The following is a 23746-nucleotide window of genomic DNA, read 5'->3' on the forward strand; positions in this document are numbered from 1 at the left end:
TACTGGCTCGCGCCTCACGGGAGCCGAAGTGCCCGGGGCAAAGATCACCCGTGATCGCGGCGGACGCAAACGCCCTGGCCGACCGGGCCGCCGACGGCTGCGCCGGTCGAGGGAAAAGCGCCGGAATTCACCCAGTTGCACCTTTTATCGTATAGATACATCCTGTGATCCTGGAAGAACTCACGGTGACTGTCCCCCTCGACACCAGGAGGCCTCAAATGATCCTCTCCATGTCCGGCGTCGTCCTGCTCGGCGTCGTCGTCTTCCTCTTCTTCCGCAAGGACGGCCTCAAGGGCTCGCACGCCTGCGTCTCGGCCCTGTTCGGCTTCTATCTCTCCAGCACGGCCATCGCCCCGAGCATCAAGGCCGGCGGCGAGAGCCTGGCGAGCCTGCTCGGGGGCATCAAGTTCTGACGCCCCCGCACCCCGTCCGTACGCACCGACACCCGTACGACTCAACAGGAGACAGCAGTGGCCCGGCGCCCTCTTCCCCGCATTCTGAGCAAGGACAGCGCGCAGATCGCCCGGACCCAGATCGCCCGGAGCCGGGAGCTGGCCCGGACGGCGGCCGACAGCGCCACGGACGTCCTGCACCCGCTGATCACCGTCTCGCGCGGGCTGCGCCGGCTGGCCTCGGCCGGGCGGCGCAGATGGGCCGGGACACCCAAGGACAAGCGCGGGCCACTGCTGTTCCTGACAGCCTCCGTGGTCCTGGTGGTGGTGCTGATGCCGTACGGCCCGCTGCTCGCCGTCATCGCCGTGATGGCGGCGGCCGCCTGGCACGGCCGCGACCGTACGCCGGCGGCGCCCGAAGGACCCGACGAGGCACAGGCCGAACGCCTCCGGTCGCTCTACGAAGCCCTCGTGCCGCACTTCTCCACCGCGGAGGACCCCGCCCCGCTGTACGCGCACGGCGGCGAGTGGGCGCGGGCCTTCGAGGCGCACGAGTTCGAGGACGGCGGGCGCCTGGCCCACCTCGTGATCCGTTACCCCGCGTACTTCCCGGACGGCGAGGCCACGGCCCGCGCGCGGATCGAGCACCTGCTCGCCGCGAAGGCCGGGCGGGGCCGCGAGTACCACTTCGGCTGGGACGAGGAGGCGAACCGGCTCACGGTGTCCGTCCTCGCGCCGCTGCCCGCCGGGATCGCCGCCCAGCGGTTCGTCACCTCGCCCGGCGAGACGGTCCTCGGGTTCACCGACGCCGGCGAGGTCCAGCGCACTCTGCCGCTCTCCTACGAGGAGGAACGGCGCGACGTGCCGCCGGTCGTCTGGCGCACCGGCATCCGCTCCACCGAGCCGCACCTGCTGGCCATGGGCCACCCCGGCAGCGGTACCTCCACCCTGCTGCGCTCGATCGCCCTGCAGGCCCTGCGGTACGGCGACGTGGTCGTCGTCGACGGCGGCGGCACCGGCGAGTACGCGTGCCTGATCGGCCGGGACGGCGTGCTCGCCGTGGAGTGCGCGCCGGCCGGGGCGCTGGCCAGCCTGGAGTGGGCCGCGCAGGAGACCGAGCGGCGGCTCACCGCGGTCAACCGCGCCCGGCAGGCGGGCGACCCGCCGCCCGAGGACACCCGGCGTCCGCTGTGGATCCTGCTGGACCGGCCGACCGTCTTCACCCACCTGGCGGAGGCCGACCACCGCAGGGACCCGCAGACGTATCTGCAGGTGCCGCTGCGGCACGGCCGCGCCGCGAACGTGACCGTGGTGGTGGCCGAGCAGTTCGACAGCGCGGAGTCGCTCAGCGAGGCGGTGCGGCAGCACACGCGCGCGCGTGTCGTGCTGGGGCCCGCGGCGCCGCAGCAGGTGGAGGCGGTCCTGGGGATGCCGCCGCACACCAGTCCGCCGGCACAGGTGCCGGCCGGGCGGGGGTACGCGCGGCTCGGGACGGGGCCGGTGCACCGGCTTCAGGTGCCGGCGACGCCGGATCCCTACGACGACGCGACGAGCGACGCGGACCGGCAGGCGGTGATGCGGCTGTTGCCGCCCCGCACCACGCCCGCCGACGCGGAGGGTGCCGACGCGGAGGCCGTCGAGACAGAGGCCGTCGAGGCGGCGCCGGTGAGTTTGCAGAAGGCCGTCGCCGCCGAGAGTGCGTGAGGTCGTCGGCTCGCGCCGGGCGAGGGGTCTTGGTTCACCCGGCGGGCGCGGTGCGGGCGGCCGCGGTGAGCCGAGCGCGGTCAGGCCACGAAGGTGCGGGGGGACTCCGTGTCGCTGGTCGCGCCCGTCTTCACCAGGCGGGACGCCGCCGCAAGGCGGGACGCCGCCTCGTCCGCCACGGCTCCGCCCACCGTGAACGGAAGACGTACGTAGCCCTCGAAGGCGCCGTCGACGCCGAAGCGGGGGCCCGAGGGCACCCGGACACCGACCCGCTCCCCCGCCTCGGCCAGCCTCGAACCGGAGAGGCCGCCCGCGCGGACCCACAGGGTCAGGCCTCCCTTCGGGACCTCGAACTCCCAGTCGGGCAGTTCCCGGCGCAGCGCGGCCACCAGGGCGTCGCGGTTCTCGCGGGCCTGGCCCCGGCGCAGCTCCACGGCCTGTTCCCAGCCGCCGGTGGAGAACAGCCAGTTCACGGCGAGCTGCTCCAGCACGGGGGTGCCGAGGTCGGCGTACGCGCGCGCGGCGACCAGGCTGCGGATGACGTCCGGGGCCGCCCGCACCCATCCGATGCGCATGCCCGCCCAGAAGGCCTTGCTGGCCGAGCCGACCGTGATCACGGTGGAGCCCGCCGGGTCGAAGCCGCAGACCGGGCGCGGCATCCCGGCGGCGTACTCCTCGTCGAGCCACAGCTCGGTCATCGTCTCGTCGGCGACGAGGACGGTGCCCGCCGAGCGGGCCGCGTCCACCAGCCGGCGCCGCTGGTCCTCGTCGGCGAGCGCGCCGGTCGGGTTGTGGAAGTCGGCGACGACGTAGGCGAGCCGGGGCGCGGACTCCCGCAGGACCTGCCGCCAGCGGTCCAGGTCCCACCCGGTCAGTCCCTCGGCCATGGCGACGGGCACCAGCCGCGCGCCGGCCTCCCGCATGAGCTGGAGGATGTTGGCGTACGACGGCGACTCGACGGCGATGCGCTCGCCGCGGCCCGCGAAGAGATGGCAGATCGCGTCCATGGCGCCCATCGCGCCGGTGGTCACCATGATCTGCTCGGGCATGGTGGGGATGCCGCGCGCGGTGTAGCGCTCGGCGATCATCGAGCGCAGGGCGGGCAGACCGGCCGGGTAGTCGCCGTGCGTGTGGGCGTAGGGCGGCAGTTCCTCGAGGGCGCCCTGCACGGCGCGGGTGAGCCACGGCTCCGGGGCCGGGAGCGAGGCGCAGCCCAGGTCGATGACGGAGCCGAGCGCCTCGGGCGGCAGGGGCTCGAGGCCCCGCGCGGGCAGCGGGTTGCCCGCCGGCACCGCCGTCCAGCTGCCGGCTCCGCGCCGGGACTCCAGGAACCCCTCGGTGCGCAGCGCTTCGTAGGCGGCGGCGACCGTGGTGCGGCTGACGGTGAGGGAGAGGGCGAGCTCCCGCTCGGCGGGCAGGCGGGCGGCCACCGGGACCCGGCCTTCGAGGACCAGCAGCCGGATGCCGTCGGCCAGGGCGCGGTAGGCGGGCGGGCGGCGGCTGCCGGGGCCGGCCGGGCGGTGCTGCTGGGAGGTCAGCAGCCGGGCGAGCTGTGCGGCACCCACCGCGGAGGTCCAATGCGCCATGCCGATCAGTCCACCTTCCCCGAATTGGCCATGGAAGGGATGTCCTCCCACGCCACAGAGTGACACGCGTCGGTCCACCGCCACCACTCAGGGGGGTACGTCGTGTCCACTTCCGGTCGTCCAGGACGACGGCTGATCCAGTTGTACGCGGGTCTCGCGCTCTACGGCGCGAGCTCGGCGCTGCTCGTGGCGGCGGGGCTGGGCCTCGAGCCCTGGAACGTGCTGCACCAGGGGCTCGCGGAACTCACCGGGCTGACCATCGGCGTGGTGTCGATCGCCGTGGGGGCGGTGGTGCTGCTGCTGTGGATCCCGCTGCGCCAGCGCCCCGGCCTCGGCACGGTCTCCAACGTCTTCGTGGTCGGCCTGGCCATGGACGGCACCCTCGCCCTCCTGCCGGACGTGCGCGCCCTCGCGGTGCGCGTCCCGCTGCTGGTGGCGGGCATCGTGCTCAACGGCGCGGCGACCGGCCTGTACATCGCGGCGAGCTTCGGCCCGGGCCCGCGCGACGGGCTGATGACGGGCCTGCACCGGCGCACCGGGCGCTCGATCCGGCTGATGCGGACGGTGGTCGAGGTCACCGTCGTGGTCACCGGTTTCGCCCTGGGCGGCACGATAGGCGTCGGCACCGTGCTCTACGCGGTGTCCATCGGCCCGCTGGCGCAGCTGTTCCTGAAGGTGTTCGACGTACGCCCGGCACCGAGCGGCAGCACCGTCGTTGCCGCGGGGCCACCCGATGGGGCGATACTGCGTCCGTGACCCTCACGAGACCGCCCCTGCGCCACCCGTACCTGGACCATCCGGGCCCGATCGCCTTCGCCCACCGGGGCGGGGCGGCCGACGGGCTGGAGAACACGGTGGCCCAGTTCCGGCGCGCCGTCGAGCTGGGCTACCGGTACATCGAGACCGATGTGCACGCGACGGCGGACGGCAGGCTGGCCGCCTTCCACGACGCGACGCTGGACCGGGTCACCGACGGCGCGGGCCGCATCGCCGACCTGCCCTGGCAGGAGGTGCGCCGCGCGCGCGTGGCGGGGCGGGAGCCGGTGCCACTGTTCGAGGAGCTGCTGGAGGCCTTCCCCGGGGTCCGCTGGAACGTGGACGTCAAGGCGGAGCCGGCGCTGCGGCCCCTGCTGGAGCTGATCGAGCGGACGGACGCCTGGGACCGGGTGTGCGTGGGCTCGTTCTCCGAGGCGCGGGTGCTGCGGGCGCAGCGGCTGGCCGGGCCGCGCCTGGCCACCTCGTTCGGCACGCGCGGTGTGCTCAGCCTGCGGCTGCGCTCCTGGGGGCTGCCGGCCGCGGTGCGCCGGTCGGCGGTGGCCGCCCAGGTGCCGGAGGCCCAGTCGGGCGTCCCGGTGGTGGACCACCGTTTCGTGCGCGCGGCCCACGCGCGCGGGCTGCAGGTGCACGTGTGGACGGTCAACGAACCGGAGCGGATGCACCGGCTGCTGGACCTCGGGGTCGATGGCATCATGACCGATCACATCGACACGTTGCGCAAGGTCATGGAGGACCGCGGCGTCTGGGTCTGACCGGGCGGCCCCGTCCGGGCCCGCGCACGGCACTGCGGCGGGGAAGCGAGGGCACGGGTGGGCACCGACACCGTGCGGGCGGGGACGGACGACGACGCCGCGGGCCGGCGGCGCGAGCAGCGCGGCTGGTACTTCTACGACTGGGCGTGCTCGGTCTACTCCACCAGCGTCCTGACCGTGTTCCTCGGCCCGTACCTGACCTCGGTCGCCAGGAACGCGGCCGACGCCGGCGGCTATGTGCACCCGCTGGGCGTCCCGGTCCGGGCGGGCTCCTTCTTCGCCTACTCGGTGTCCCTCTCGGTGATCCTCGCCGTCGTGGTGATGCCCCTGGTGGGGAGCGCCGCGGACCGCACGGGCCGCAAGAAGCCGCTGCTCGGGGCGGCCGCCTACACCGGGGCCGCCGCCACGGCCGGCATGTTCTTCCTGGACGGCGACCGCTACCTGCTCGGCGGGGCACTGCTGGTCGTGGCCAACGCGGCGCAGTCGGTGGCGATGATGCTCTACAACTCCTACCTGCCGCAGATCGCGCCGCCCGGGGAACGCGACGCGGTCTCCTCCCGAGGCTGGGCCTTCGGCTACGCGGCGGGGTCCCTGGTGCTCGTCGCCAACCTGGTGCTGTACTCGGCGCACGCCTCCTTCGGGCTGACGGAGACAGCCGCCGTCCGCGTCTGCCTGGCCTCGGCCGGACTGTGGTGGGGCGCCTTCACCCTCGTGCCGCTGCGGCGGCTGCGCGACCGGCGCACACGTGTGGCGGGCGCCGCCGTCCCCGGGGCGCGGCAGCTCGCCGCGACGTTCAGGGACATGCGCCGCCATCCGCTGACCCTGGCCTTCCTGCTGGCGTACCTCGTCTACAACGACGGCATCCAGACGGTGATCTCCCAGGCCTCGGTCTACGGCTCCGAGGAGCTCGGGCTCGGGCAGTCCACGCTGATCACGGCGGTGCTGCTGGTGCAGGTGCTGGCCGTGGCGGGGGCGCTGGCGATGGGGCGGCTGGCGCGGCGGCACGGGGCCAAGCGGACCGTGCTCGGGTCGCTCGTGGCCTGGACGGTCACCCTGGGGGCCGGCTACTTCCTGCCCGCCGGGGCCCCGGTGTGGTTCTTCGTGCTGGCCGCCGGCATCGGGCTGGTGCTCGGCGGCAGCCAGGCGCTGTCCCGGTCGCTCTTCTCCCACCTGGTGCCGGCCGGGAAGGAGGCCGAGTACTTCGCCGCGTACGAGATGAGCGACCGCGGCATGAGCTGGCTCGGCCCGCTGCTGTTCGGGGTGACCTACCAGCTCACCGGGAGCTACCGCTCGGCGATCATCTCGCTGGTGGCCTTCTTCGTCGTCGGCTTCGTGCTGCTCGCCCGGGTACCGGTGCGGCATGCGATCGAGGATGCGGGCAACCCGGTTCCGGACACGATTTAGCACTCGACACGAAAGGGCGGTAGTGTACGCGTTTGGCCTGCCAGGCGTACCGTTACTGCGCGTCAAAGATGCCGAAACGCTGGGTGACATCTGCTAGCAGATGTGACAAACCGGGCGCCTGTGGGTAGAACAAGGGGCGGCTACGACGGCGACGCATGACCCGGAACGGGAATCTTTACCGCCGACCGGACGTTGACCGGATGACGACGACAGCGACACCTGTCCTGTGGGCGACAAGCCCGGGAGGCACGATTCATGAGTGAGCGAGCTCTTCGCGGTACGCGCCTCGTAGTGACCAGCTACGAGACGGACCGCGGTATCGACCTGGCTCCGCGCCAGGCCGTGGAGTACGCATGCGAGAAGGGGCACCGGTTCGAGATGCCCTTCTCGGTCGAGGCGGAGATCCCGCCGGAGTGGGAGTGCAAGGTCTGCGGGGCCCAGGCACTCCTGGTGGACGGCGACGGCCCTGAAGAGAAGAAGGCCAAGCCCGCGCGTACCCATTGGGACATGCTGATGGAGCGGCGCACCCGTGAGGAACTCGAAGAGGTCCTCGAGGAGCGTCTGGCGGTTCTGCGCTCGGGGGCGATGAACATCGCGGTTCACCCCAGGGACAGCCGCAAGAGCGCGTAGCGCGAGACACACGAACAACCGCGGGCGCCGTACGTGATCACGTACGGCGCCCGCGGTTTCGTGCTGTCCGCCTGTCGCGGGGCCGGTTCAGCGGGCCAGCGGAGGGCGCTGCTCACTGGGGCCGGCGGTGTCCTCCCTGATGACCTCGCCCTGCACCACCTTGCCGTCGGGGCGGTGCATGCGGGCCTGCTGGAAGGCGTCACTCAGGCCGCCCGGAACGGTGCGGCGGAGTTTGCTGTCCAGGGTGCGCCCGGTCCAGCGGCTCACCGCCCTCTGGACCGGCGGGAGCAGCAGGAGCAGTCCGGCCGCGTCGGAGACCAGGCCCGGGATCATCAGCAGCAGCCCGCCGAGCATCAGCAGCCCGTTGCCGCCGCCGCGGGCCGGCGAACCGCCCCGCTGAAGTGCCTCGCTGAGGTTCTGGAAGGCGCGGCGCCCGGCCCGCTTGATGATCACCGAGCCGGCGACGACCCCCGCGACCAGGAGCAGGAACACGGTGGCGCCGCCCGCCGCGCCCGCCACCTGGGTCAGCAGCCAGATCTCCAGCACCAGCCACGCCGCGAGTCCCAGCGGCAGGTACCTGCGCAGCCGGGATCGGCGGGGCCGGGCGGTGGTCGGAGAGATGGGTGCGCCAGTCGTCATGCTCCCAGTGTGCCTGGGCGCGGCTCAGCGCGGGATAAGCGGGCGGCGGGACGGTCAGCCGGCGCCGTGCGTCCGGGTCCGGTCCTGCCCGGCCTTGCCGGTGATCTTGCCGACCCGGTCGCCGACGCCCCAGGCGGTGACCCGCCACAGCGCCTCGACCAGGATGTCGCGGCTCATCTTGGAGTCGCCGAGTTCGCGCTCCACGAAGGTGATGGGCACCTCCACCACGTGGTAGCCGGCCTTCACCGCGCGCCGGGCCAGGTCGACCTGGAAGCAGTAGCCCTGCGAGGCGACGTCGTCCAGGCCCAGGCCCTGGAGGGTCTCGCTGCGGAAGGCGCGGTAGCCGCCGGTGATGTCCCGCAGCGGCAGGTCGAGGGCGAGGCGGGAGTAGAGGCTGCCGCCGCGGGAGATGAACTCGCGCGACTTGGGCCAGTTGACCACCCGGCCGCCCGGCACCCAGCGCGAGCCGAGGACCAGGTCGGCGCCCTTGAGCGCGGTGAGCAGCCGGGGCAGTTCCTCGGGCTGGTGGGAGCCGTCGGCGTCCATCTCGACCAGCACGCCGTAGCCGTGTTCCATGCCCCAGCGGAAGCCGGCCAGGTAGGCGGCGCCCAGGCCTTCCTTGCCCTTGCGGTGCAGCACCTGGACGTGGTCGTCCGCGGCGGCCAGCTCGTCGGCCAGCTTGCCCGTGCCGTCGGGGCTGTTGTCGTCCGCCACCAGCACGTGCGCCTCGGGGACGGCCTTGCGCACCCGGCCGACGATGGACTTGATGTTCTCCGCCTCGTTGTAGGTCGGGATGATCACCAAGGCCGTGCCGAGCGGACCGAACTGCCTCCCCTGGGCCTTGGCCGCGAGGGTCCCGTCGCCGTCGTTCACTGCTGCCCCTTCATGTCGTACGCAGGCGTCCACCATAGTGGCCGCGGCCTGCGATGACGCGACGGCACGGTCTTACGGTGGTGTTCTTTCCCCAAGCGTGGGGTAAGAATGTGCTTTTCGGCATCCGCGTTCCACTGCGGATGGGGGCCCGGCGCCCTTCGGGCCGACCTGGGACCCGCTGGCTGCGGGTCTACCGAAAGCCGTTGTCTACTGAGCGTCCGGGCCCCACCCGGGTCACACCTTGCCGACCGGCCGGAGCGTTCCCCCGTCGGCGCGGGCGCTGAGCCTGGCTGCCAGTGACGGTGCCCCGGTGCGGCACACCGTCCCTGACCCAGCGGCGCTGCGACGAGTGCGCGAACACTCCACGGTCGGACGTCCGGTGGTGGACTCCGCCGAACCTACCGGCCCCCGGCCGCCGACTGTCAACAGCCGTCTGATCTGCACGGACGCACTTCAGGCCGGGACGGACCCGGAGGACGCGCAGGTAGGGCGAGGCTGTGGCGCCGGTCCGTCGCCGTCGCGCCGCCCCGGGAGATCACTCGCCCGGCCCTACGAACACCGTCCGTCCGCCGACCACGGTGCGCAGACAGCGGGGCAGCTCGCCGCCGGGGCTCAGATCGGGCAGGCCGGGGGTGCCGGAGCGGGGGTCGGTGGACCAGCGGGCCACCCGGTCGTCGGGGGCCTGCACGACCAGCTCACCGGTGCGCCAGACGGCGTAGTCGGCGGGTGCGCCGGGCACCAGGACCCCGGCGTCGTCGCGGCCGATGGCGCGCCAGCCGCCGCGGGTGTGGGCGGTGAACGCGGCGCGGACGGAGACCCGGTGCTCGGGCGTGCGGTGGAAGGCGGCGGCGCGGACCGTGCCCCAGGGGTCGAGCGGGGTGACCGGACTGTCGGAGCCGAAGGCCAGCGGCACCCCGGCCCGCAGCAGGGCCGCGAACGGGTTGAGGGTGCGGGCCCGCTCGGCGCCGAGGCGCCGGGCGTACATGCCGTCCTCGCCGCCCCACAGCGCGTCGAAGGCGGGCTGGACGGAGGCGATCAGACCCAGCTCGGCGAAGGCGGCCACGGCCTCGGGGGTGAGCATCTCGGCGTGCTCCACGCGGTGCCGGGCCGCTCGGACCCGGGCGAGGCCGGTCTTCTCGGCGGCCGCGCGCACGCCGTCGACGACCGCGGTCACCGCCGCGTCGCCGATGGCGTGGAAGCCCGCCTGGAGCCCCGCCTCGGTGCAGGCGACGACATGGGCGGCGACGGCGTCGGCGTCCAGGTAGGCGGTGCCGGTGTGGCCGGCGTCGGCGTACGGCTGGTGCAGGCAGGCGGTGTGCGAGCCGAGGGCGCCGTCCACGAAGAGGTCGCCGGCGGCGCCGAGCGCGCCCAGCTCGCGGGCCTTGTCGACGTTCTGCTCGGCCCAGTAGCCGATCACGCGCGGCCCGGGCACCTCGGCCGCGAGCCGCAGCAGGGCGGTGAAGTCGTCCTCGGAGGAGATCTGCGGGCCGCCGCACTCGTGCACCGAGCCGATGCCGAGGGAGGCCGCGTGGGCGAGGGCGGTGCGCTGCGCCTCGGCGCGCTGGGCCGGGGTGACGGCGGCCAGGGCGGCTTCGCGTACGGCGTGGTGGGCGCCGGCGGTGAGCGGCACGTCCTCGCGGGTGACGTCACCGGGGACCAGGTCGAACAGGGCGGTGGTGACGACCGCCGAGTGCACGTCGATGCGGGAGAGGTACAGCGGGCGGCCGCCGGTGGCGGCGTCCAGCTCCGCGCGCGTCGGCGGCCGGCCGCCGGGCCAGCGGGCGGCGTCCCAGCCGTGCCCCAGCAGTACCCGGTCCGCGGGCCGGGCGGCGGCGAAGTCGCGGACCAGGGCGAGGGCCGCCTCCAGGGAGGGGGCGCCGGACAGGTCGAGGCCGGTCAGCGCGAGGCCGGTGGCGGTGGTGTGCACATGGGCGTCGGTGAAGGCCGGGGTGACCAGGGCGCCGTCGAGGTCGACGACCTCGTCCACGCCGTCGGCGAAGGCGTCGGCGGCGCCCTCGGAGCCGACCCAGGCGACCTGGCCGCGCTCCACCACCATGGCGGTGGCGAACGGGTCGGCGGGGCTGTGGACCTCTCCGCGGCGCAGGAGGACGGTCTTGGGGTCGGCGGACTGCTCACTCATGTCCCACAGTCTCTCGCGCGCGTGGGGCGCGCGGGGCACCGGGGCGGGGTGTTCAGATCCTCGGCGGACGCGCCTCGTACGGGGTGGAGAGCACGACGGTGGTGCGCGTGGAGACCCCGGCCAGGCTGCGTAGCCGGGCGAGCAGCTCCTCCAGTTCGTGTGGGGTGGCGACCCGCACCTTGAGGATGTAGTTCTCGTCGCCCGCGACGCTGTGGCAGGCCTCGATCTCGGGGACGCCGGCGAGGCGCTCCGCGATGTCGTCGGGGGCGCTGGGATCGAACGGTTTGACCGAGATGAACGCGGTCATCGGCAGCCCGACGGCCTCCGGGTCGACGACCGCGGCGTAGCCGCGGATGACGCCACGCTGTTCGAGCCGGCGCACCCGCTGGTGCACGGCCGACGTGGACAGGCCCGTGGCCTTGCCCAGGTCTGTGTAGCTCATCCGCCCGTCCTTGACGAGCAGCTGCACGATCTGACGGTCCAGCTCCTCCATGGCGCCAAAACCTACAGTGCGCGTGATCTCCTCGGATACCCGGGCAACGCTGGTCATGCCCGGTTTGTGCGGTGCGGAGCGGCCGCGGCCCGGCCACCGGGCGCGGGACGGGCGGACCGCGGGGTACAAAAGCACCGCACCGGACACTCGCCCGCGGCATGTGACGAAGACCACAGCGAAGCCGCGTCCTCCGTGATTTTCCCGTGATTACCCCCGGGACGCGGGGGGAAGTGCTTGCTGTGGTCGAGGCCGCAGTGCCTTCACGGCCCAGCCTTAGGGGGGAATCCCATGCAGAGTGTCAAGCGCCCTGGTCGATCCGCGTCCAAGCGGCAGCAGCCGGCCGTCGAGCCCGAGCCGGAGGGCGTCGAACCCGACGCCTACCAGGCCGACGAACTCGACGACTACGACACCTTCGAGATGTACCGGGTGCTCTGCCCGGACTGCGCGCAGCCCATCGCGCTGCTGGCGGACGAGGAGTTCCTGCCGGAGCACGCGCTGTGCGCCTCGCCGTGGAACCCGTTCGGCCTCACGGTCTGCGCGGGCACGGGCCGCGCCGCGGCCGAGGCCCGTCCCGCGGACGAGTCCTTCGCCCCGCAGGAGCAGGACACCGCCCTGCTGCTGACGCTCCCCCAGGGTCTGAACTGGCGGACGCAGCCCTTCTCGCACATGGGCGGCCCGGGCTCGCGCCCGATGCGGGTGCAGGCGATGCGCCGCCAGGCGGCCTGAGCCGCCCCGGCCCGAGGGGGCACACTCATCGGATCCGCCACCACGGCCGCGTAGCCGCCGTGGTGCGGGACCGGCGTGCCGTGGTGCGGTACCGGCGTGCCCGGACGCGGTCCGCGCGGGAGCACCGCTCGCCGGTTGCGGCGGTGCGCGGGAGCGGACGCCGGTGAACTGAAGCTCGATTCCGCCGGGCGGTTACCCGCCCGGCCCGCACCGCGTTCATCCGGGCATGACCGCCTTGCACACGGCCACCGGGCGCCCTCGCCGCATCTTCGTGCCCCGCCCCGCGGAGCCGGCCGCGCCGCCCGCCCCGCAGGACCCGCCCATCTACCGCGATCTGATGCGGACCTGGGCCGACCGGGGCCGCACCCTGCCGGGCCGCCACGACCCGGAGTGGGTCAGGCTGGCGGCTCCGACGGTCCGCAGCGGGGAGTTCAGCGCCCCTCAGGTCCTGCCACGTGACGGGCGATGACCATCCGCTGGATCTGGTTGGTGCCCTCGACGATCTGCAGGACCTTGGCCTCGCGCATGTAGCGCTCGGCCGGGAAGTCGGCGGTGTAGCCGTAGCCGCCGAGTATCTGCACGGCGTCCGTGGTGACCTTCATGGCCGTGTCGGTGCAGTGCAGCTTGGCCATGGCCGCCTGCTTGGCGAACGGCCTGCCCGCGTCCCGCAGCCGGGCGGCGGCGAGGTAGAGCGCCCGGCCCGCCTCGATCTGCGTCGCCATGTCGGCGATCATGAAGCGCAGGCCCTGGAAGTCGGCGACCGGACGCCCGAACTGCCGGCGCTGGGTGGCGTAGGCGACCGCTTCGTCCAGCGCCGCCTGGGCGAGGCCGATGGCACAGGCCGCGATGCCGAGCCGGCCCGAGTCGAGGGCGGACAGGGCGATGGCGAAGCCCTGCCCCTCCTCGCCGAGGCGCCGGCTGTCGGGCACGCGCACGCCGTCGAGGTGGACCTGGGCCGTCGGGCTGCCCTTCATGCCCATCTTCCGCTCGGGCGCCGCGCCGCTCAGCCCTTCGGCGTCGCCGGGCACCAGGAAGGCGGTGATGCCGCGCGGCCCGTCCTCGCCGGTGCGGGCCATGACCGTGTAGAAGTCGGCGATGCCGCCGTGCGTGATCCAGGCCTTGGTGCCGGTGATCACCCAGTCGTCGCCCTCGCGTACGGCCCTGGTGCGCAGGGAGGCCGCGTCGGAGCCGGAGGACGGCTCGGAGAGGCAGTAGGCGCCGAGGAGGCCGCCGCCGAGCATGGCGGGCAGGTGCTCGACCTGCTGCTGCTTGGTGCCGTAGGCGGCGAGCGCGTAGGAGGCGAGCGTGTGCACGCTGACTCCCAGGCCGACGGTCAGGCGGGCCGCGGCCAGTTCCTCCAGGACCTGGAGGTAGACCTCGTAGGGCTGGTCGCCGCCGCCGTACTCGGCGTCGTACGGCAGGCCGAGCAGGCCCGTCTCCGAGAGCAGGGTGAAGACCTCGCGCGGGAAGCGTCCGGCGTCCTCCTCCTCGGCCGCCCTGGGCGCGATCTCGCGCTGCGCCATCTCACGGACGAGCGCGAGCAGATCCCTCGCCTCTTCCGTCGGCAGTTGACGCTCCACCGGCTGCGGGTCGCGGTCGGACATGGCGTCGGTCTCCTCCCTGTTCGGGCACACGGGGCGGATGTGCGCCTTGGGTGGGGCGGCTCCGCCTGATCGTTCCGGTTCCGGCCGAGGCGCCCGCTCCCGGGTTGCGGAAGTTGCTGACCAGCGGCTGTGTGCCGTGAGTATGCCCGATCGGCGACCTCCCGTCACCAGTTAACGACCGCTTACTCCAGGATTCCAGCCGAAGCGTTATCGACCTTCGAATTGGTCCGCACCATTGACCTATTGGTCTAGTCCTCCTACTGTGCATGACCAACGCTTTACCGCGTTCATGCCAATCGGCGCGCGTTCCCCTCTCCCCCACGAGGAGCCACCCGATGCACACTCCCCACCGCCCTCGCACCCGGTTCCGGGCACTGGTCGCCGCCGCGTGTTCGGCCGTCCTCGGCGCCGGACTGCTGGCCGGCGCCGGCACCGCCACCGCCGCCGCTCCGGCCGCCCCGCAGCTCAAGGCCGGTTCCAAGGTCGTCGGCTACTTCACCGAATGGGGGACCTACGACCGCAAGTACTACGTCAAGAACATCGAGACCTCGGGCTCGGCGGCCCGGCTGACCCACATCAACTACGCCTTCGGCAACGTCACCGGCGGCAAGTGCGCCATGGGCGACTCCTACGCCGCGACCGACCGCGCCTACACCGCCGCCGAGTCCGTCGACGGCGTGGCCGACACCTGGGACCAGCCGCTGCGCGGCAACTTCAACCAGCTGCTGAAGCTGAAGAAGAAGCACCCGGGTCTGAAGGTGCTGTGGTCGTTCGGCGGCTGGACCTGGTCCGGCGGCTTCGGCGAGGCGGCGAAGAACCCGGCCGCCTTCGCCCAGTCCTGCTACGACCTGGTGAAGAACTCCAAGTGGGCGGGTGTCTTCGACGGCATCGACATCGACTGGGAGTACCCGAACGCCTGCGGCAACACCTGCGACACCAGCGGCCGGGAGGCCTTCCGGAACGTCATGGCCGCCCTGCGCTCGAAGTTCGGCACCGGCAGCCTGGTCACCGCGGCGATCACCGCGGACGCCACCGGCGGCGGCAAGATCGACGCGGCGGACTACGCGGGCGCGGCGCAGTACGTCGACTGGTACAACCCGATGACCTACGACTACTTCGGCGCCTGGGACGCGGCCGGCCCGACGGCCCCGCACGCGCCGCTGAACTCCTACGCGGGCATCCCGAAGGCCGGCTTCCACACCTCGGCGACCATCGCCAAGCTCAAGGGCCTCGGCGTCCCGGCCTCGAAGCTGCTGCTCGGCATCGGCTTCTACGGCCGCGGCTGGACCGGGGTCACCCAGGCGGCGCCGGGCGGCACGGCGACCGGGCCGGCGGCGGGCACCTACGAGCAGGGCATCGAGGACTACAAGGTACTGAAGACCAAGTGCCCGGCCACCGGCATCGTGGGCGGCACCGCCTACGCCAAGTGCGGGAGCGACTGGTGGAGTTACGACACCCCGGCGACCATCGGCACCAAGATGGCCTACAAGAACCAGCAGGGTCTCGGCGGCACGTTCTTCTGGGAGCTGAGCGGCGACACGGCGAACGGTGAGCTGATCAAGGCGATCGGTTAGCCGCGGCGGCGCGTCCGGGCGTGGAGCGGAGGATCACCGGCCTTCGCTCCACGCCCGTTCGCGCGCCCGCCTCAGGCCTGCGGCGCGTCCCGGCGCGCGGGCGGCGGCGCCGGGTAGGCCGGGTCCAGCTCCTCGACGGCGCGCAGCACCCCGCCGAGCGTCTTCACCAGCAGGTCGCGCATGGTGTCGCGGGACAGTTCGGGCCGGCCGATCCAGTCGAGGGTGGCGCCCTCCACGCTGCACACCCAGGACAGCAGCCCCATACGGGCCGGCGCGGCGATGTCGCGGCGGCCGTACGCCCCTTCGGCGATCGTGGCGACGATCGCCTCGCGGACGCCGTCCCGGATGGCGTGCACCTCGGTGTCGAAGCCGACCCCGCCGCTGACGATGGTGCGGTAGGCGGCCTGGTGGTGCTCGGCGAAGCGCAGGTAGGTGTCGATGGTGCGGTGGACCCGGTCCACGGCGGGCAGTTCGAGGCCGCCGGCGGCGAAGTCGACCAGGTCGGCGACGGAGGCGTGGATGATCGCCAGGTAGTAGCCGCGCTTCGACTGGAAGTAGTAGTAGATCAGTCCCTTGGCGACGTGCGCCTGCCGGGCGATGTCGTCCATGGACAGCGCGTCGTAGGACCTGTCGGCGAACAACTTCCGTCCGATGGCGATGAGTTCGGCGCGACGCGCCTCGGAGCGCTCGGTGCCGCGCGCCCGGGGACGGACGGCGGCACGCTGTGGACGCATATTCACTCTCGACCCTGGTCTATGAGGTCGGCAGGACATCCGCAGTATGTCAGAACATGCCGGCCCGGCGCGGGGCCGGGCCGGTTCAGAGCAGGCCGAGACGCGTCACCAGCACCGCGATCACCAGGACGAGCACCCAGCCCATGATGTGCTCGAGGATCTCCGGGCCGTCGTCCTTCGGGCCCCCGGTGCGGACGCGGGTGGCGGTGGCCGGGTGTGCGGTCATGGTGTTCTCGCAATGGTCGGACGGGCAGAAGCGGAATCCCCCCACCCGTTCGTCCACCTTGCCACCCGCGACCGCGTCCGCGGCGGAGACGTTCCTCACACGGTGCGGATCAGCACACCCCCACCGCCGCGAGCGCCTTGCGCTGACGCGCGCTCGGGTGAGCCGGGAAGTAGAGGTAGCAGACCCCGCCCGTACCGCTTCTGACCTTGCCGTTCGCGTCGTACCGCTTGGTCCTGAGCCAGATGTTCTCGAACTCCCGCCGCAGGTACACCCGCCGCACCGCCTCGTCGCTCGGCGAGGCCGGGTCGTTGGCGATCACGTCGCCGTCGGCCGTGAAGCCGATCACGGTCATGAGGTGGCCCGAGGTGCCGTATCCGGCGCCGGTCAGCTCGGTCTTGAGGAAGGACTGGGACGTTATGGCCGGGATGCCGGCCGCGACCAGGGTCTCCAGGTCGGTGAGCGAGGCGAGCCGGGTGACGACTCCCTGGATGCCGTCGAAGGTGGCCGCGTAGGCCACGTTGAACGGCCAGTTGCCACAGCCCTCGTACTGGTTGTCGTACGTGTACCGGGCCGCGTGGTCCACCTGCGGGTCGGCGTAGGACGGGTCGACCCAGGACAGCTGCTCGGGGGTCAGCCGGCCGCCCCAGTACTCGATGATCATCTGCGAGGAGGTGGGGCTGCACCAGGCCTCGCCGCCGTTGTCGTACTCCGGGTACTGGCCCTTGTGGATCTCCTGCGAGTAGCGCGGGACGGCCAGTTCCCGGGTGAGGGCGGGCGCGGAGGCGGGGACGGTGAAGCGGTCCGGGATGTCGGAGCCCATGGCGCCGAGCCGCCACACGGTCGGGGTGAGACGGGTGCCGGGCGTGCGGTGGAGCGTGAGGCGCAGCCGGTAGGAGACCAGGCGCAGGCCGCTGCTCGCGTCGTCGATGGCGAAGGTGTCGGTCCAGATCGAGCTCTTGCCGTCGGACTGGTCGTCCACGGAGGTGCGCTTGATGTCCTGGTCGCCGGCGGCCCAGCGGCCCATCACGTACCAGGGGGTGTCCGTGCCGTCGGAGTACGTGCCGCGCAGCTCGACCTGGAGCCAGGTGCCCTCAGGGGTGTGCGCGTTCCAGGAGGCGATGACCTCCGTCGCGGGCACGGAGAGCCGGTGCACCGGCGAGGTCCAGGTCGCGTACTCCCAGGTGGCCGTCCGGCCGGTGTGCGGGTCGGTGTAGTCGGTCCGGCCGGCGGGGGTCCCGATCTCGGCGCCGGGGCGGCGGCCCGGGACGGCCCGGACGCCCTCCGCGCTGCCGCCGCGCCAGTCGCGGTACGAGGTCCAGGCGTGGTAGTCGACGGGGCGGCCCGGCGCGGCGGCGGTGTCGGTGCCGGCGGGCGCCGCCGTGGTGGCGGCGGCCGCGGGCATGGTTCCCGAGGCGACCGCGGCGACCACGGCGGCGGCGAGAACGGTTCGGCGGGAGGGCTGCTGGGCTTGGCTCATGAGCGCGGGTACCCCCAGGTGTCCGGTTCGGGGCTGGTGCTGTTGGTGCGCCAACTATGAACTCAGACGGCATGCCCCTGCCAGCACTTCCGCCGTATGGCGTGCCACCAATATTGGTCTAGAACAGTGGTGGGACCTGCGCGGGCGCACCGTTCGGGCATCGGGGGGAGCGCGCCGCGGCCCCGGCGCGGCAGGTGTGCCGCGCCGGGGCCGTGCCGTTCGGCGGACCGGACGAGCCGGCCCGTGAGTCAGATGAGGTCCATCGCGGCCACCTCGTCGGGGCGGCCGTAGCTGACCGGCCCCTGGAAGCGGCGGCGGGCGGTGGCGAACCACCAGACCGTGGCCACGAGCAGGACGACAGCCAGCGCGATCGGCGCGTAGTTGAAGGAGTCGACCGTGATGGGCGAGGCCTGCGGCAGCATGAACAGCACGCTGCTGAGCAGGATCCAGGTCACCGCGAGCCAGCCGATCGGCTTGCCCCAGCGGCCCAGGTGCCAGGGACCGGGCTGGAACTCGTCGCCGAGCCGCAGCCGCAGGAAGACCGGCACGGCGTAGGCGAGGAACAGCCCGACCACGTTGACGCTCACGATGGCGGTGAACGCCGTGTGCGACCACCAGCCGGGGATCACCAGGGCGAGCGAGCAGCCCACCGCGAGCCACACCGCCTTGACCGGCGTCCGGGTGCGCAGCGAGACCGTGTGCCACCAGCGGGAGCCGGGCATGGCGCCGTCCCGCGAGAAGGCGAAGATCTGCCGGGTGTTGCTGGTGAGGTTGGCGAGACCGCAGAAGAGCATGGCGCCGATGACGATGAGGAGCATCACCTTGGCCGCGCCGAGGCCGAGGCCGTCGATGAGGATCTGGACGGGCGGCGCGGCCGAACCGGCCACCTTGCCGTAGTCGCTGATGCTGTAGACCAGCGCGAGCATGAGGATCAGGCCGGTGATCGCCGAATAGCCGATGGCACGGGTGATGCCCTTCGGTGCGTTGACCGTCGCCTGGACCGTTTCCTCGGACATGTGGAAGCTGCCGTCGAAGCCGGTGAACGTCCAGCTCGTGACCAGCAGGCCGAGCATGCCGCCGTAAAGTCCGTTGGTGAAGCCGGTGTTGTTCTCGAAATGCGTCACGAAGGACGCGGACTGGTGATGGTCGGGCATCACGATGAGTGCGGTCACGATCACCACGAGTCCGATCAGCAGCCACCACACGGAAATTCGGTTCAGCACGGCGACGAGCTGCACCGTGTAGGTGTTGGCGAGCCCCTGGGCCACGATGATCACTGCCGTGATCAGGACGGTCTGGTGCGCGGTCGGCCGGTACGAGGCCCACTGCAGGGCCACGAAGGCCTGGATGAACGTGGCCGCCGCGTAGCCGGTGGCGGCGGTGCCGCCGATCTGGCCCACGAAGTTCAGCCAGCCGGTGAACCAGGACCAGGCGCCCTTGTGCCGCTTGGCGAGTTTGCCCGCCGAGAAATACAGCGCACCGCTCGTCGGATACGCCGAAGCCACCTCCGCCATCGCCGAGCCGATGAACAGCACCATGACCGAGACGCCGATCCAGCCGAACACGAGAATACGGGGGCCGCCCGCGTTCATGCCGAATCCGAAGGACGAGAAAATACCGGAGAGGACGTTGATGATGGTGAAGGAGATCGCGAAATTGTCGAACGCCTTGAAACGGCGGGTGAGTTTCCGCGGATAACCCATCGCGTGCAGGGTCGCGTCGTCGTCGAGCACGACCGCGTCCTCTCCCCCGCGGGCGTTCGCCCGTGGAGCCGATATCCGTTCCGACACAGATCGACCTTTCTCTTGGTGGGGGGCGGAGCAGGTACGGGGTCAGGCGGGTCCCGGGACGGGCAGGCCGCAGCCGCGCCGGGCCCGGGAGAGCTGTTCGGCGGGTTCGCCGAAGGCGCTCCAGGGCATGCGCGAGGCGTACGGGCCCATCGCCGTGAAGACCGCCCGGGCCTCGAACCCGCACTGGGCCATGACCAGCGCGTGCGCGAGGTAGGCCAGGTCGAGCACCGGGGTGAAGCGGTATCCGGCCACCGAGGGCAGCCAGTTGTGGTAGGCCGCGAGTGCGGTGGAGCGCCACTGGGGCTGCTCCCAGACGCGGTCGGCGAGCAGCTGGGTGGGGTTGTAGCTCTCGACCAGGGCGACCAGCGGCAGCAGCCGCAGGGCGGAGTCGGCGGGCGCCCGCTGGCTGAGGAAGGCGGCCACGTCCCAGGCCGCGTTGACCGAGCCGCCGTGGCGGGTGAAGAAGCAGGACAGGAAGCGGTGGTGGCCCTCGCGGTGCCACGGGTCCAGGGACAGTACGTGCGCGAACAGCCGCCACGGACCGGGCGGGGCGGTCAGCAGCCCCTGCGGGGCGGGGTCGCGCAGCCGGTGCAGCCGGGCCATGGTGAGCTTGGCGACCCACGGGGTGGGGTCGTCCGGGGCCAGGGCGGCGGCCCGGTCGCAGGCGGTGAGCGCTATGCGCTCCAGCGCCTCGGCCCGTTCGTCGCGCGCGTCGGCGGCCCGCATCGCGCGCTGTACGGCCACCCGGGCCCACAGCAGCGCCGCCTCGGGCGTCGGCTCCTCGGCCAGCCAGCGCTCGACGAGGTCGGTGCCGGCGGCCTCGGAGGCCAGCACCAGCGAGCGGTGGGCCCGCAGGGCGAAGTCGGAACGGGTCTCGGTGAGGGCTTCGCCGGCACTCCGATAACGGCCGGCCCGCACATCGACGCATACGCGCGCCAGGACCCGGTCGTCGGCCGCCGGATGCCACACGTACTGCCCCTCGAATAACTCCGCGGCCATGTTCTCCTGTCCGTCCCCGTTACGATGCGCCGCACTCGCGCAGGAGGCACCTTACTCAGCGGCCGCCGTGCCCGGAACGCCGAATTTCACATATCGGTCAGCGGATTCGGCCGCCCAATCCTTGGGAATGGCCGATTGTCGGCCAGTAGTTCAAAAAGTGACTTCTTCTCGCCCCTCCCGCCCCCGCGCCGGCCCGGTGGAGGCGCCGCTATGTGTCGCGCCTACACTGATTGCGGAAAACGCCGCGCACCGCACCACACCTCGGGAAGCACCATTCACGACCTCGCCGCCCGGCTGCGCGGACTGCCCCCGTCGCTGGGGCCGGTCCGCCTGATCGCCGTCGACGGGCACGCCGGGTCCGGCAAATCCACCTTCGCCGGACGGCTGGCCGCCGCGCTGGGCGGAGCGCCGGTGCTCCACCTGGACGACTTCGCCAGCCACGAGCGGCTCTTCGAGTGGACCGAGCGGCTGACCGCGCAGGTGATCGACCCGCTGTCGCGCGGCGAGAGCGCTCACTGCACCCCCTACGACTGGCGCGCCCGGACGTTCGGCCCGCCGCGGCCGCTGCCGCCCGCGCCCGTGATCGTCGTCGAGGGGGTCGGCGCCGGCCGCCGCGCCCTGCGGCCGCATCTGGCACATCTGCTGTGGATGGAACTGCCGCGGGAGGAGTCCTGGGCGCGCGGCCGGCTGCGGGACGGTGAGGAGCAGCGCGAGTTCTGGGCCCGGTGGGTCGAGGCGGAGCACGCGCACTTCGCCGCGGACCCCTCGCGCCCCCACGCGGACCTCCTGGTGCACCAGACACCCGGGGGATACGAGGTGCTGCCGGGGCCCTCGGACCGCCCTGGAGCGGACCCGGTCATCACTCACGGTGACGGCCCTTCCGCCGTCCGGTGAGCGCGCCAAGACCCGTGCGGGGGAACTTCCTTGAGTGCCCCGGGTCCGCTTGACCCGGGAGCCGTACAGGTCTTACGTTCTCAATGTGCGGCCATTGCGGGCCGCCCGCAGACGCGAAGCCCCCGGTTGTTCCCCCGTGATCGGGGGCTTCGTTCTGCCTCTGGACCGCCCTCGCGGCCGTCCCGTGCACCGAATCGCTCACCGTGGGTCACCATTTCGGGTGCGCCCCGTCTGCTCCCACCTCGCCGAACGGGCCGTGCGGCACCCTTCGGCACGCGGTGGCACCACGGGTACGATGCCCTCGGTGCGGCCTTCGAGCGACTGCCTCGCGCACCTGCAACTCCGGTCCGCGGCTTGGCGGTTCGACCGCGGCGGCCGTCGGGCGACTGCCCGGCGGTGAACCAACGGGGGCACGGTCTGTGGGGGACGTGATGGACTTCGGCACGCAGGGCCCCGAGGCCCCGGCCGACCTCGCCTGGCTGCGAGGTGTGGACGCCTACACGATGGGCGCCTATCCCCAGGCGGAGGAGGAGTTCCGCGTCGCGGTCCGGATGGACCCGGGGATGGCGGACGCCTGGCTCGGACTGCACGCGCTGCGGGTCGACACGACCACCGCGCTGCTGCGGATGTACCGGCACCGGGACCGCTTCGGGGAGCAGCGCGCCCGGCACCGCCGCGCCCTCAACTCCTGGTACTGGCTTGGCTGGTGGGTGCAGCCGGTGCTGGAGAGCCCCCGCGATCTGCTGCTGGCGCACGCCTCGCACTGGCTGGACGGCCGGCACGTCCCCGAGCTGGACCGGGCGCTCGCCGGACTGCCCCCGGTGGACACCGACCCGCAGGTCCGCTTCCTGCATGCCTGCCGCGCCTACCTGGTCAAGGACTGGGACCAGCTCGTACGGCACACCGACCCGCTGCTCGACGACGCCCTGCTCGGCATCGAGGCCGGCCTGTTCGGCGGCATGGCCCGGGTCCGCCTGGAGATGTACGGCCAGGCGGAGCCGCTGCTCGCGGCGGCACTGATGCGCTGCCGCAGCGAGCAGCCGCAGCGCAAGGAGCTGCGGTACTGGCTGGCGCGGGCGCACGAGGGCACCGGCCGCAGCGCCGCCGCGCTGCCCCTGTACCGGGCGGTGCACCGCATCGACCCCGCCTTCATGGACACCTCGGCCCGGCTGGCGGCGATCGCCGAGGGCGACGGGTTCGACGATCCGGCCGGCCTCGCGGCGATCACCCTGACCGGTACCGGGGCGGACGTCCTGGACGGGCCGGACACGCTCGATCCGCTGTTCGGCACGGAGGGCCGTGATCTGCGGCTGACGGAGCCTGACCTGCCGACCGGGCCGCTGCCGTCGGTCTCCGACCCGATGGTGCGGGTGAAGAGCGGGGCGCCCTCCTCCGTCCTGCCGGCCGGGCCGACCGACCCCGCGTTGCTGGAGGAGGCGCTCGCCGAGCTGGAGCGGATGGTGGGGCTCGAACCTGTCAAGCGCCAGGTCAAAGCGCTGTCCGCGCAGTTGAACATGGCGCGGCTGCGGGCCGGGCAGGGGTTGCCGGTGCAGCCGCCGAAGCGGCACTTCGTCTTCTCCGGGCCGTCGGGGACCGGGAAGACCACGGTGGCGCGGATCCTCGGACGCGTGTTCTACGCGCTGGGGCTGCTCGGCGGCGACCACCTGGTCGAGGCGCAGCGGGCCGACCTCGTCGGGGAGTACCTGGGGCAGACGGCCGTGAAGGCCAACGAGCTGATCGACTCCGCGATCGGCGGGGTGCTGTTCGTGGACGAGGCGTACTCGCTGTCCAACTCCGGGTACGGCAAGGGGGACGCGTACGGCGACGAGGCGCTGCAGGTGCTGCTGAAGCGGGCCGAGGACAACCGGGACCACCTGGTGGTGATCCTGGCCGGCTATCCGGAGGGCATGGACCGGCTGCTGACCGCGAACCCCGGCCTCTCCTCCCGCTTCACCACACGGGTCGACTTCCCCTCCTACCGGCCGCTGGAGCTCACCGAGATCGGCCGGGTGCTCGCGGCGGAGAACGGGGACGTGTGGGACGAGGAGGCGCTGGAGGAGCTGCGGTCCGTCGCGGGGCACGTGGTCGACCAGGGCTGGATCGACGAGCTGGGGAACGGGCGGTTCCTGCGGACGCTGTACGAGAAGAGCTGTGCGTACCGGGACCTGCGGCTCTCGGGGTATCCGGGGGCGCTGTCCCGGGGGGACCTGGCGACGCTGCGGCTGCCGGATCTGATGCAGGCGTACGGCGAGGTGCTGTCCGGGCGGGGGCCGCAGGATCCGTCGGCTCTGTAGGGGGCCGGCCGCCGGGCGGGTCCCGCGGGAGGGTCCCG

General features: G+C 72.7%; 22 protein-coding genes. 11 read left to right on the plus strand and 11 right to left on the minus strand.

What is annotated here, in order from left to right:
- Window positions 1-218 precede the first annotated feature (218 nt).
- The gene (locus TNCT1_RS29195; RefSeq protein WP_143638022.1) at window positions 219-413 is read left to right on the plus strand and encodes a hypothetical protein; all 195 of its coding nucleotides are present in this window, start codon (window positions 219-221) and stop codon (window positions 411-413) included.
- A 57-nt stretch (window positions 414-470) separates the two neighbouring features.
- Window positions 471-2096 (plus strand): hypothetical protein, encoded by a 1626-nt coding sequence (locus TNCT1_RS29200; RefSeq protein WP_143638025.1) that lies wholly within the window; start codon window positions 471-473, stop codon window positions 2094-2096.
- A gap of 80 nt (window positions 2097-2176) precedes the next feature.
- Here the strand turns inward: TNCT1_RS29200 and TNCT1_RS29205 are convergent, their stop codons facing one another.
- Window positions 2177-3682, minus strand: a complete 1506-nt coding sequence (locus TNCT1_RS29205; RefSeq protein ID WP_143638027.1) for a PLP-dependent aminotransferase family protein — start codon at window positions 3680-3682, stop codon at window positions 2177-2179.
- Between the two features lie 102 nt (window positions 3683-3784).
- On the opposite strand from TNCT1_RS29205, the gene TNCT1_RS29210 reads away from it, so the two are divergent.
- From TNCT1_RS29210 to TNCT1_RS29225, 4 genes are all read left to right on the plus strand, one after another.
- Window positions 3785-4438 (plus strand): YitT family protein, encoded by a 654-nt coding sequence (locus TNCT1_RS29210; protein WP_143638031.1) that lies wholly within the window; start codon window positions 3785-3787, stop codon window positions 4436-4438.
- Window positions 4435-5211, plus strand: a complete 777-nt coding sequence (locus TNCT1_RS29215; protein WP_143638034.1) for a glycerophosphodiester phosphodiesterase — start codon at window positions 4435-4437, stop codon at window positions 5209-5211. Before TNCT1_RS29210 ends, TNCT1_RS29215 begins: the two co-directional genes overlap by 4 nt.
- A gap of 57 nt (window positions 5212-5268) precedes the next feature.
- Entirely contained in the window at window positions 5269-6615 is a 1347-nt protein-coding gene (locus tag TNCT1_RS29220; RefSeq protein WP_143638037.1) for an MFS transporter, read from the plus strand.
- A 255-nt stretch (window positions 6616-6870) separates the two neighbouring features.
- The gene (locus TNCT1_RS29225; protein WP_003977404.1) at window positions 6871-7245 is read left to right on the plus strand and encodes an RNA polymerase-binding protein RbpA; all 375 of its coding nucleotides are present in this window, start codon (window positions 6871-6873) and stop codon (window positions 7243-7245) included.
- Window positions 7246-7332: 87 nt separating this feature from the next.
- On the opposite strand, the gene fxsA is transcribed toward TNCT1_RS29225, so the two are convergent.
- The 4 genes from fxsA to TNCT1_RS29245 form a co-directional block, all read right to left on the minus strand.
- The gene (gene fxsA / locus TNCT1_RS29230; RefSeq protein WP_143638040.1) at window positions 7333-7884 is read right to left on the minus strand and encodes an FxsA family membrane protein; all 552 of its coding nucleotides are present in this window, start codon (window positions 7882-7884) and stop codon (window positions 7333-7335) included.
- A 54-nt stretch (window positions 7885-7938) separates the two neighbouring features.
- Complete coding sequence (locus tag TNCT1_RS29235) at window positions 7939-8757, minus strand: polyprenol monophosphomannose synthase (RefSeq protein ID WP_235902954.1); 819 nt, start codon at window positions 8755-8757, stop codon at window positions 7939-7941.
- A 535-nt stretch (window positions 8758-9292) separates the two neighbouring features.
- The gene (locus TNCT1_RS29240; RefSeq protein WP_143638045.1) at window positions 9293-10897 is read right to left on the minus strand and encodes an amidohydrolase; all 1605 of its coding nucleotides are present in this window, start codon (window positions 10895-10897) and stop codon (window positions 9293-9295) included.
- 52 nt (window positions 10898-10949) lie between these two features.
- The gene (locus tag TNCT1_RS29245) at window positions 10950-11390 is read right to left on the minus strand and encodes an Lrp/AsnC family transcriptional regulator (protein ID WP_030677853.1); all 441 of its coding nucleotides are present in this window, start codon (window positions 11388-11390) and stop codon (window positions 10950-10952) included.
- 288 nt (window positions 11391-11678) lie between these two features.
- Between TNCT1_RS29245 and TNCT1_RS29250 the strand changes: the two genes are divergently transcribed.
- Together TNCT1_RS29250 and TNCT1_RS29255 are read left to right on the plus strand one after the other, a co-directional pair.
- Window positions 11679-12116, plus strand: coding sequence for a hypothetical protein (locus TNCT1_RS29250; RefSeq protein ID WP_143638047.1), 438 nt, complete (start codon window positions 11679-11681; stop codon window positions 12114-12116).
- A 226-nt stretch (window positions 12117-12342) separates the two neighbouring features.
- On the plus strand, window positions 12343-12585 hold the full coding sequence (locus TNCT1_RS29255) for a hypothetical protein (RefSeq protein WP_143638049.1): 243 nt from the start codon (window positions 12343-12345) through the stop codon (window positions 12583-12585).
- Here TNCT1_RS29255 and TNCT1_RS29260 read toward each other — a convergent pair.
- Window positions 12548-13720: an acyl-CoA dehydrogenase gene (locus TNCT1_RS29260; protein ID WP_143638051.1), complete on the minus strand. Its 1173-nt coding sequence runs from the start codon at window positions 13718-13720 to the stop codon at window positions 12548-12550. The genes TNCT1_RS29255 and TNCT1_RS29260 overlap by 38 nt on opposite strands.
- A gap of 335 nt (window positions 13721-14055) precedes the next feature.
- Here TNCT1_RS29260 and TNCT1_RS29265 point away from each other — a divergent pair, with 335 nt between their 5' ends.
- Complete coding sequence (locus tag TNCT1_RS29265) at window positions 14056-15294, plus strand: glycoside hydrolase family 18 protein (RefSeq protein ID WP_143638053.1); 1239 nt, start codon at window positions 14056-14058, stop codon at window positions 15292-15294.
- Between the two features lie 71 nt (window positions 15295-15365).
- On the opposite strand, the gene TNCT1_RS29270 is transcribed toward TNCT1_RS29265, so the two are convergent.
- From TNCT1_RS29270 to TNCT1_RS29290, 5 genes are all read right to left on the minus strand, one after another.
- The gene (locus tag TNCT1_RS29270) at window positions 15366-16028 is read right to left on the minus strand and encodes a TetR/AcrR family transcriptional regulator (protein ID WP_174266493.1); all 663 of its coding nucleotides are present in this window, start codon (window positions 16026-16028) and stop codon (window positions 15366-15368) included.
- A gap of 85 nt (window positions 16029-16113) precedes the next feature.
- Window positions 16114-16353, minus strand: a complete 240-nt coding sequence (locus tag TNCT1_RS36465; protein WP_235902955.1) for an SCO1431 family membrane protein — start codon at window positions 16351-16353, stop codon at window positions 16114-16116.
- A 10-nt stretch (window positions 16354-16363) separates the two neighbouring features.
- Window positions 16364-17731 carry a peptidase C39 family protein gene (locus TNCT1_RS29280; protein WP_143638058.1) on the minus strand — a complete coding sequence of 456 codons (1368 nt, stop codon included), beginning with the start codon at window positions 17729-17731 and terminating at the stop codon, window positions 16364-16366.
- Window positions 17732-17979: 248 nt separating this feature from the next.
- Window positions 17980-19521, minus strand: coding sequence for an amino acid permease (locus TNCT1_RS29285; RefSeq protein ID WP_143638060.1), 1542 nt, complete (start codon window positions 19519-19521; stop codon window positions 17980-17982).
- Between the two features lie 42 nt (window positions 19522-19563).
- Window positions 19564-20520 carry a hypothetical protein gene (locus TNCT1_RS29290; protein ID WP_174266494.1) on the minus strand — a complete coding sequence of 319 codons (957 nt, stop codon included), beginning with the start codon at window positions 20518-20520 and terminating at the stop codon, window positions 19564-19566.
- A gap of 210 nt (window positions 20521-20730) precedes the next feature.
- Here TNCT1_RS29290 and TNCT1_RS29295 point away from each other — a divergent pair, with 210 nt between their 5' ends.
- Together TNCT1_RS29295 and TNCT1_RS29300 are read left to right on the plus strand one after the other, a co-directional pair.
- Window positions 20731-21414, plus strand: coding sequence for a uridine kinase (locus TNCT1_RS29295; protein WP_235902957.1), 684 nt, complete (start codon window positions 20731-20733; stop codon window positions 21412-21414).
- A 431-nt stretch (window positions 21415-21845) separates the two neighbouring features.
- The gene (locus tag TNCT1_RS29300) at window positions 21846-23708 is read left to right on the plus strand and encodes an AAA family ATPase (RefSeq protein WP_143638062.1); all 1863 of its coding nucleotides are present in this window, start codon (window positions 21846-21848) and stop codon (window positions 23706-23708) included.
- Window positions 23709-23746 lie beyond the last annotated feature (38 nt).

Source organism: Streptomyces sp. 1-11 (assembly GCF_007176755.1).
Classification (GTDB): Bacteria; Actinomycetota; Actinomycetes; order Streptomycetales; family Streptomycetaceae; genus Streptomyces.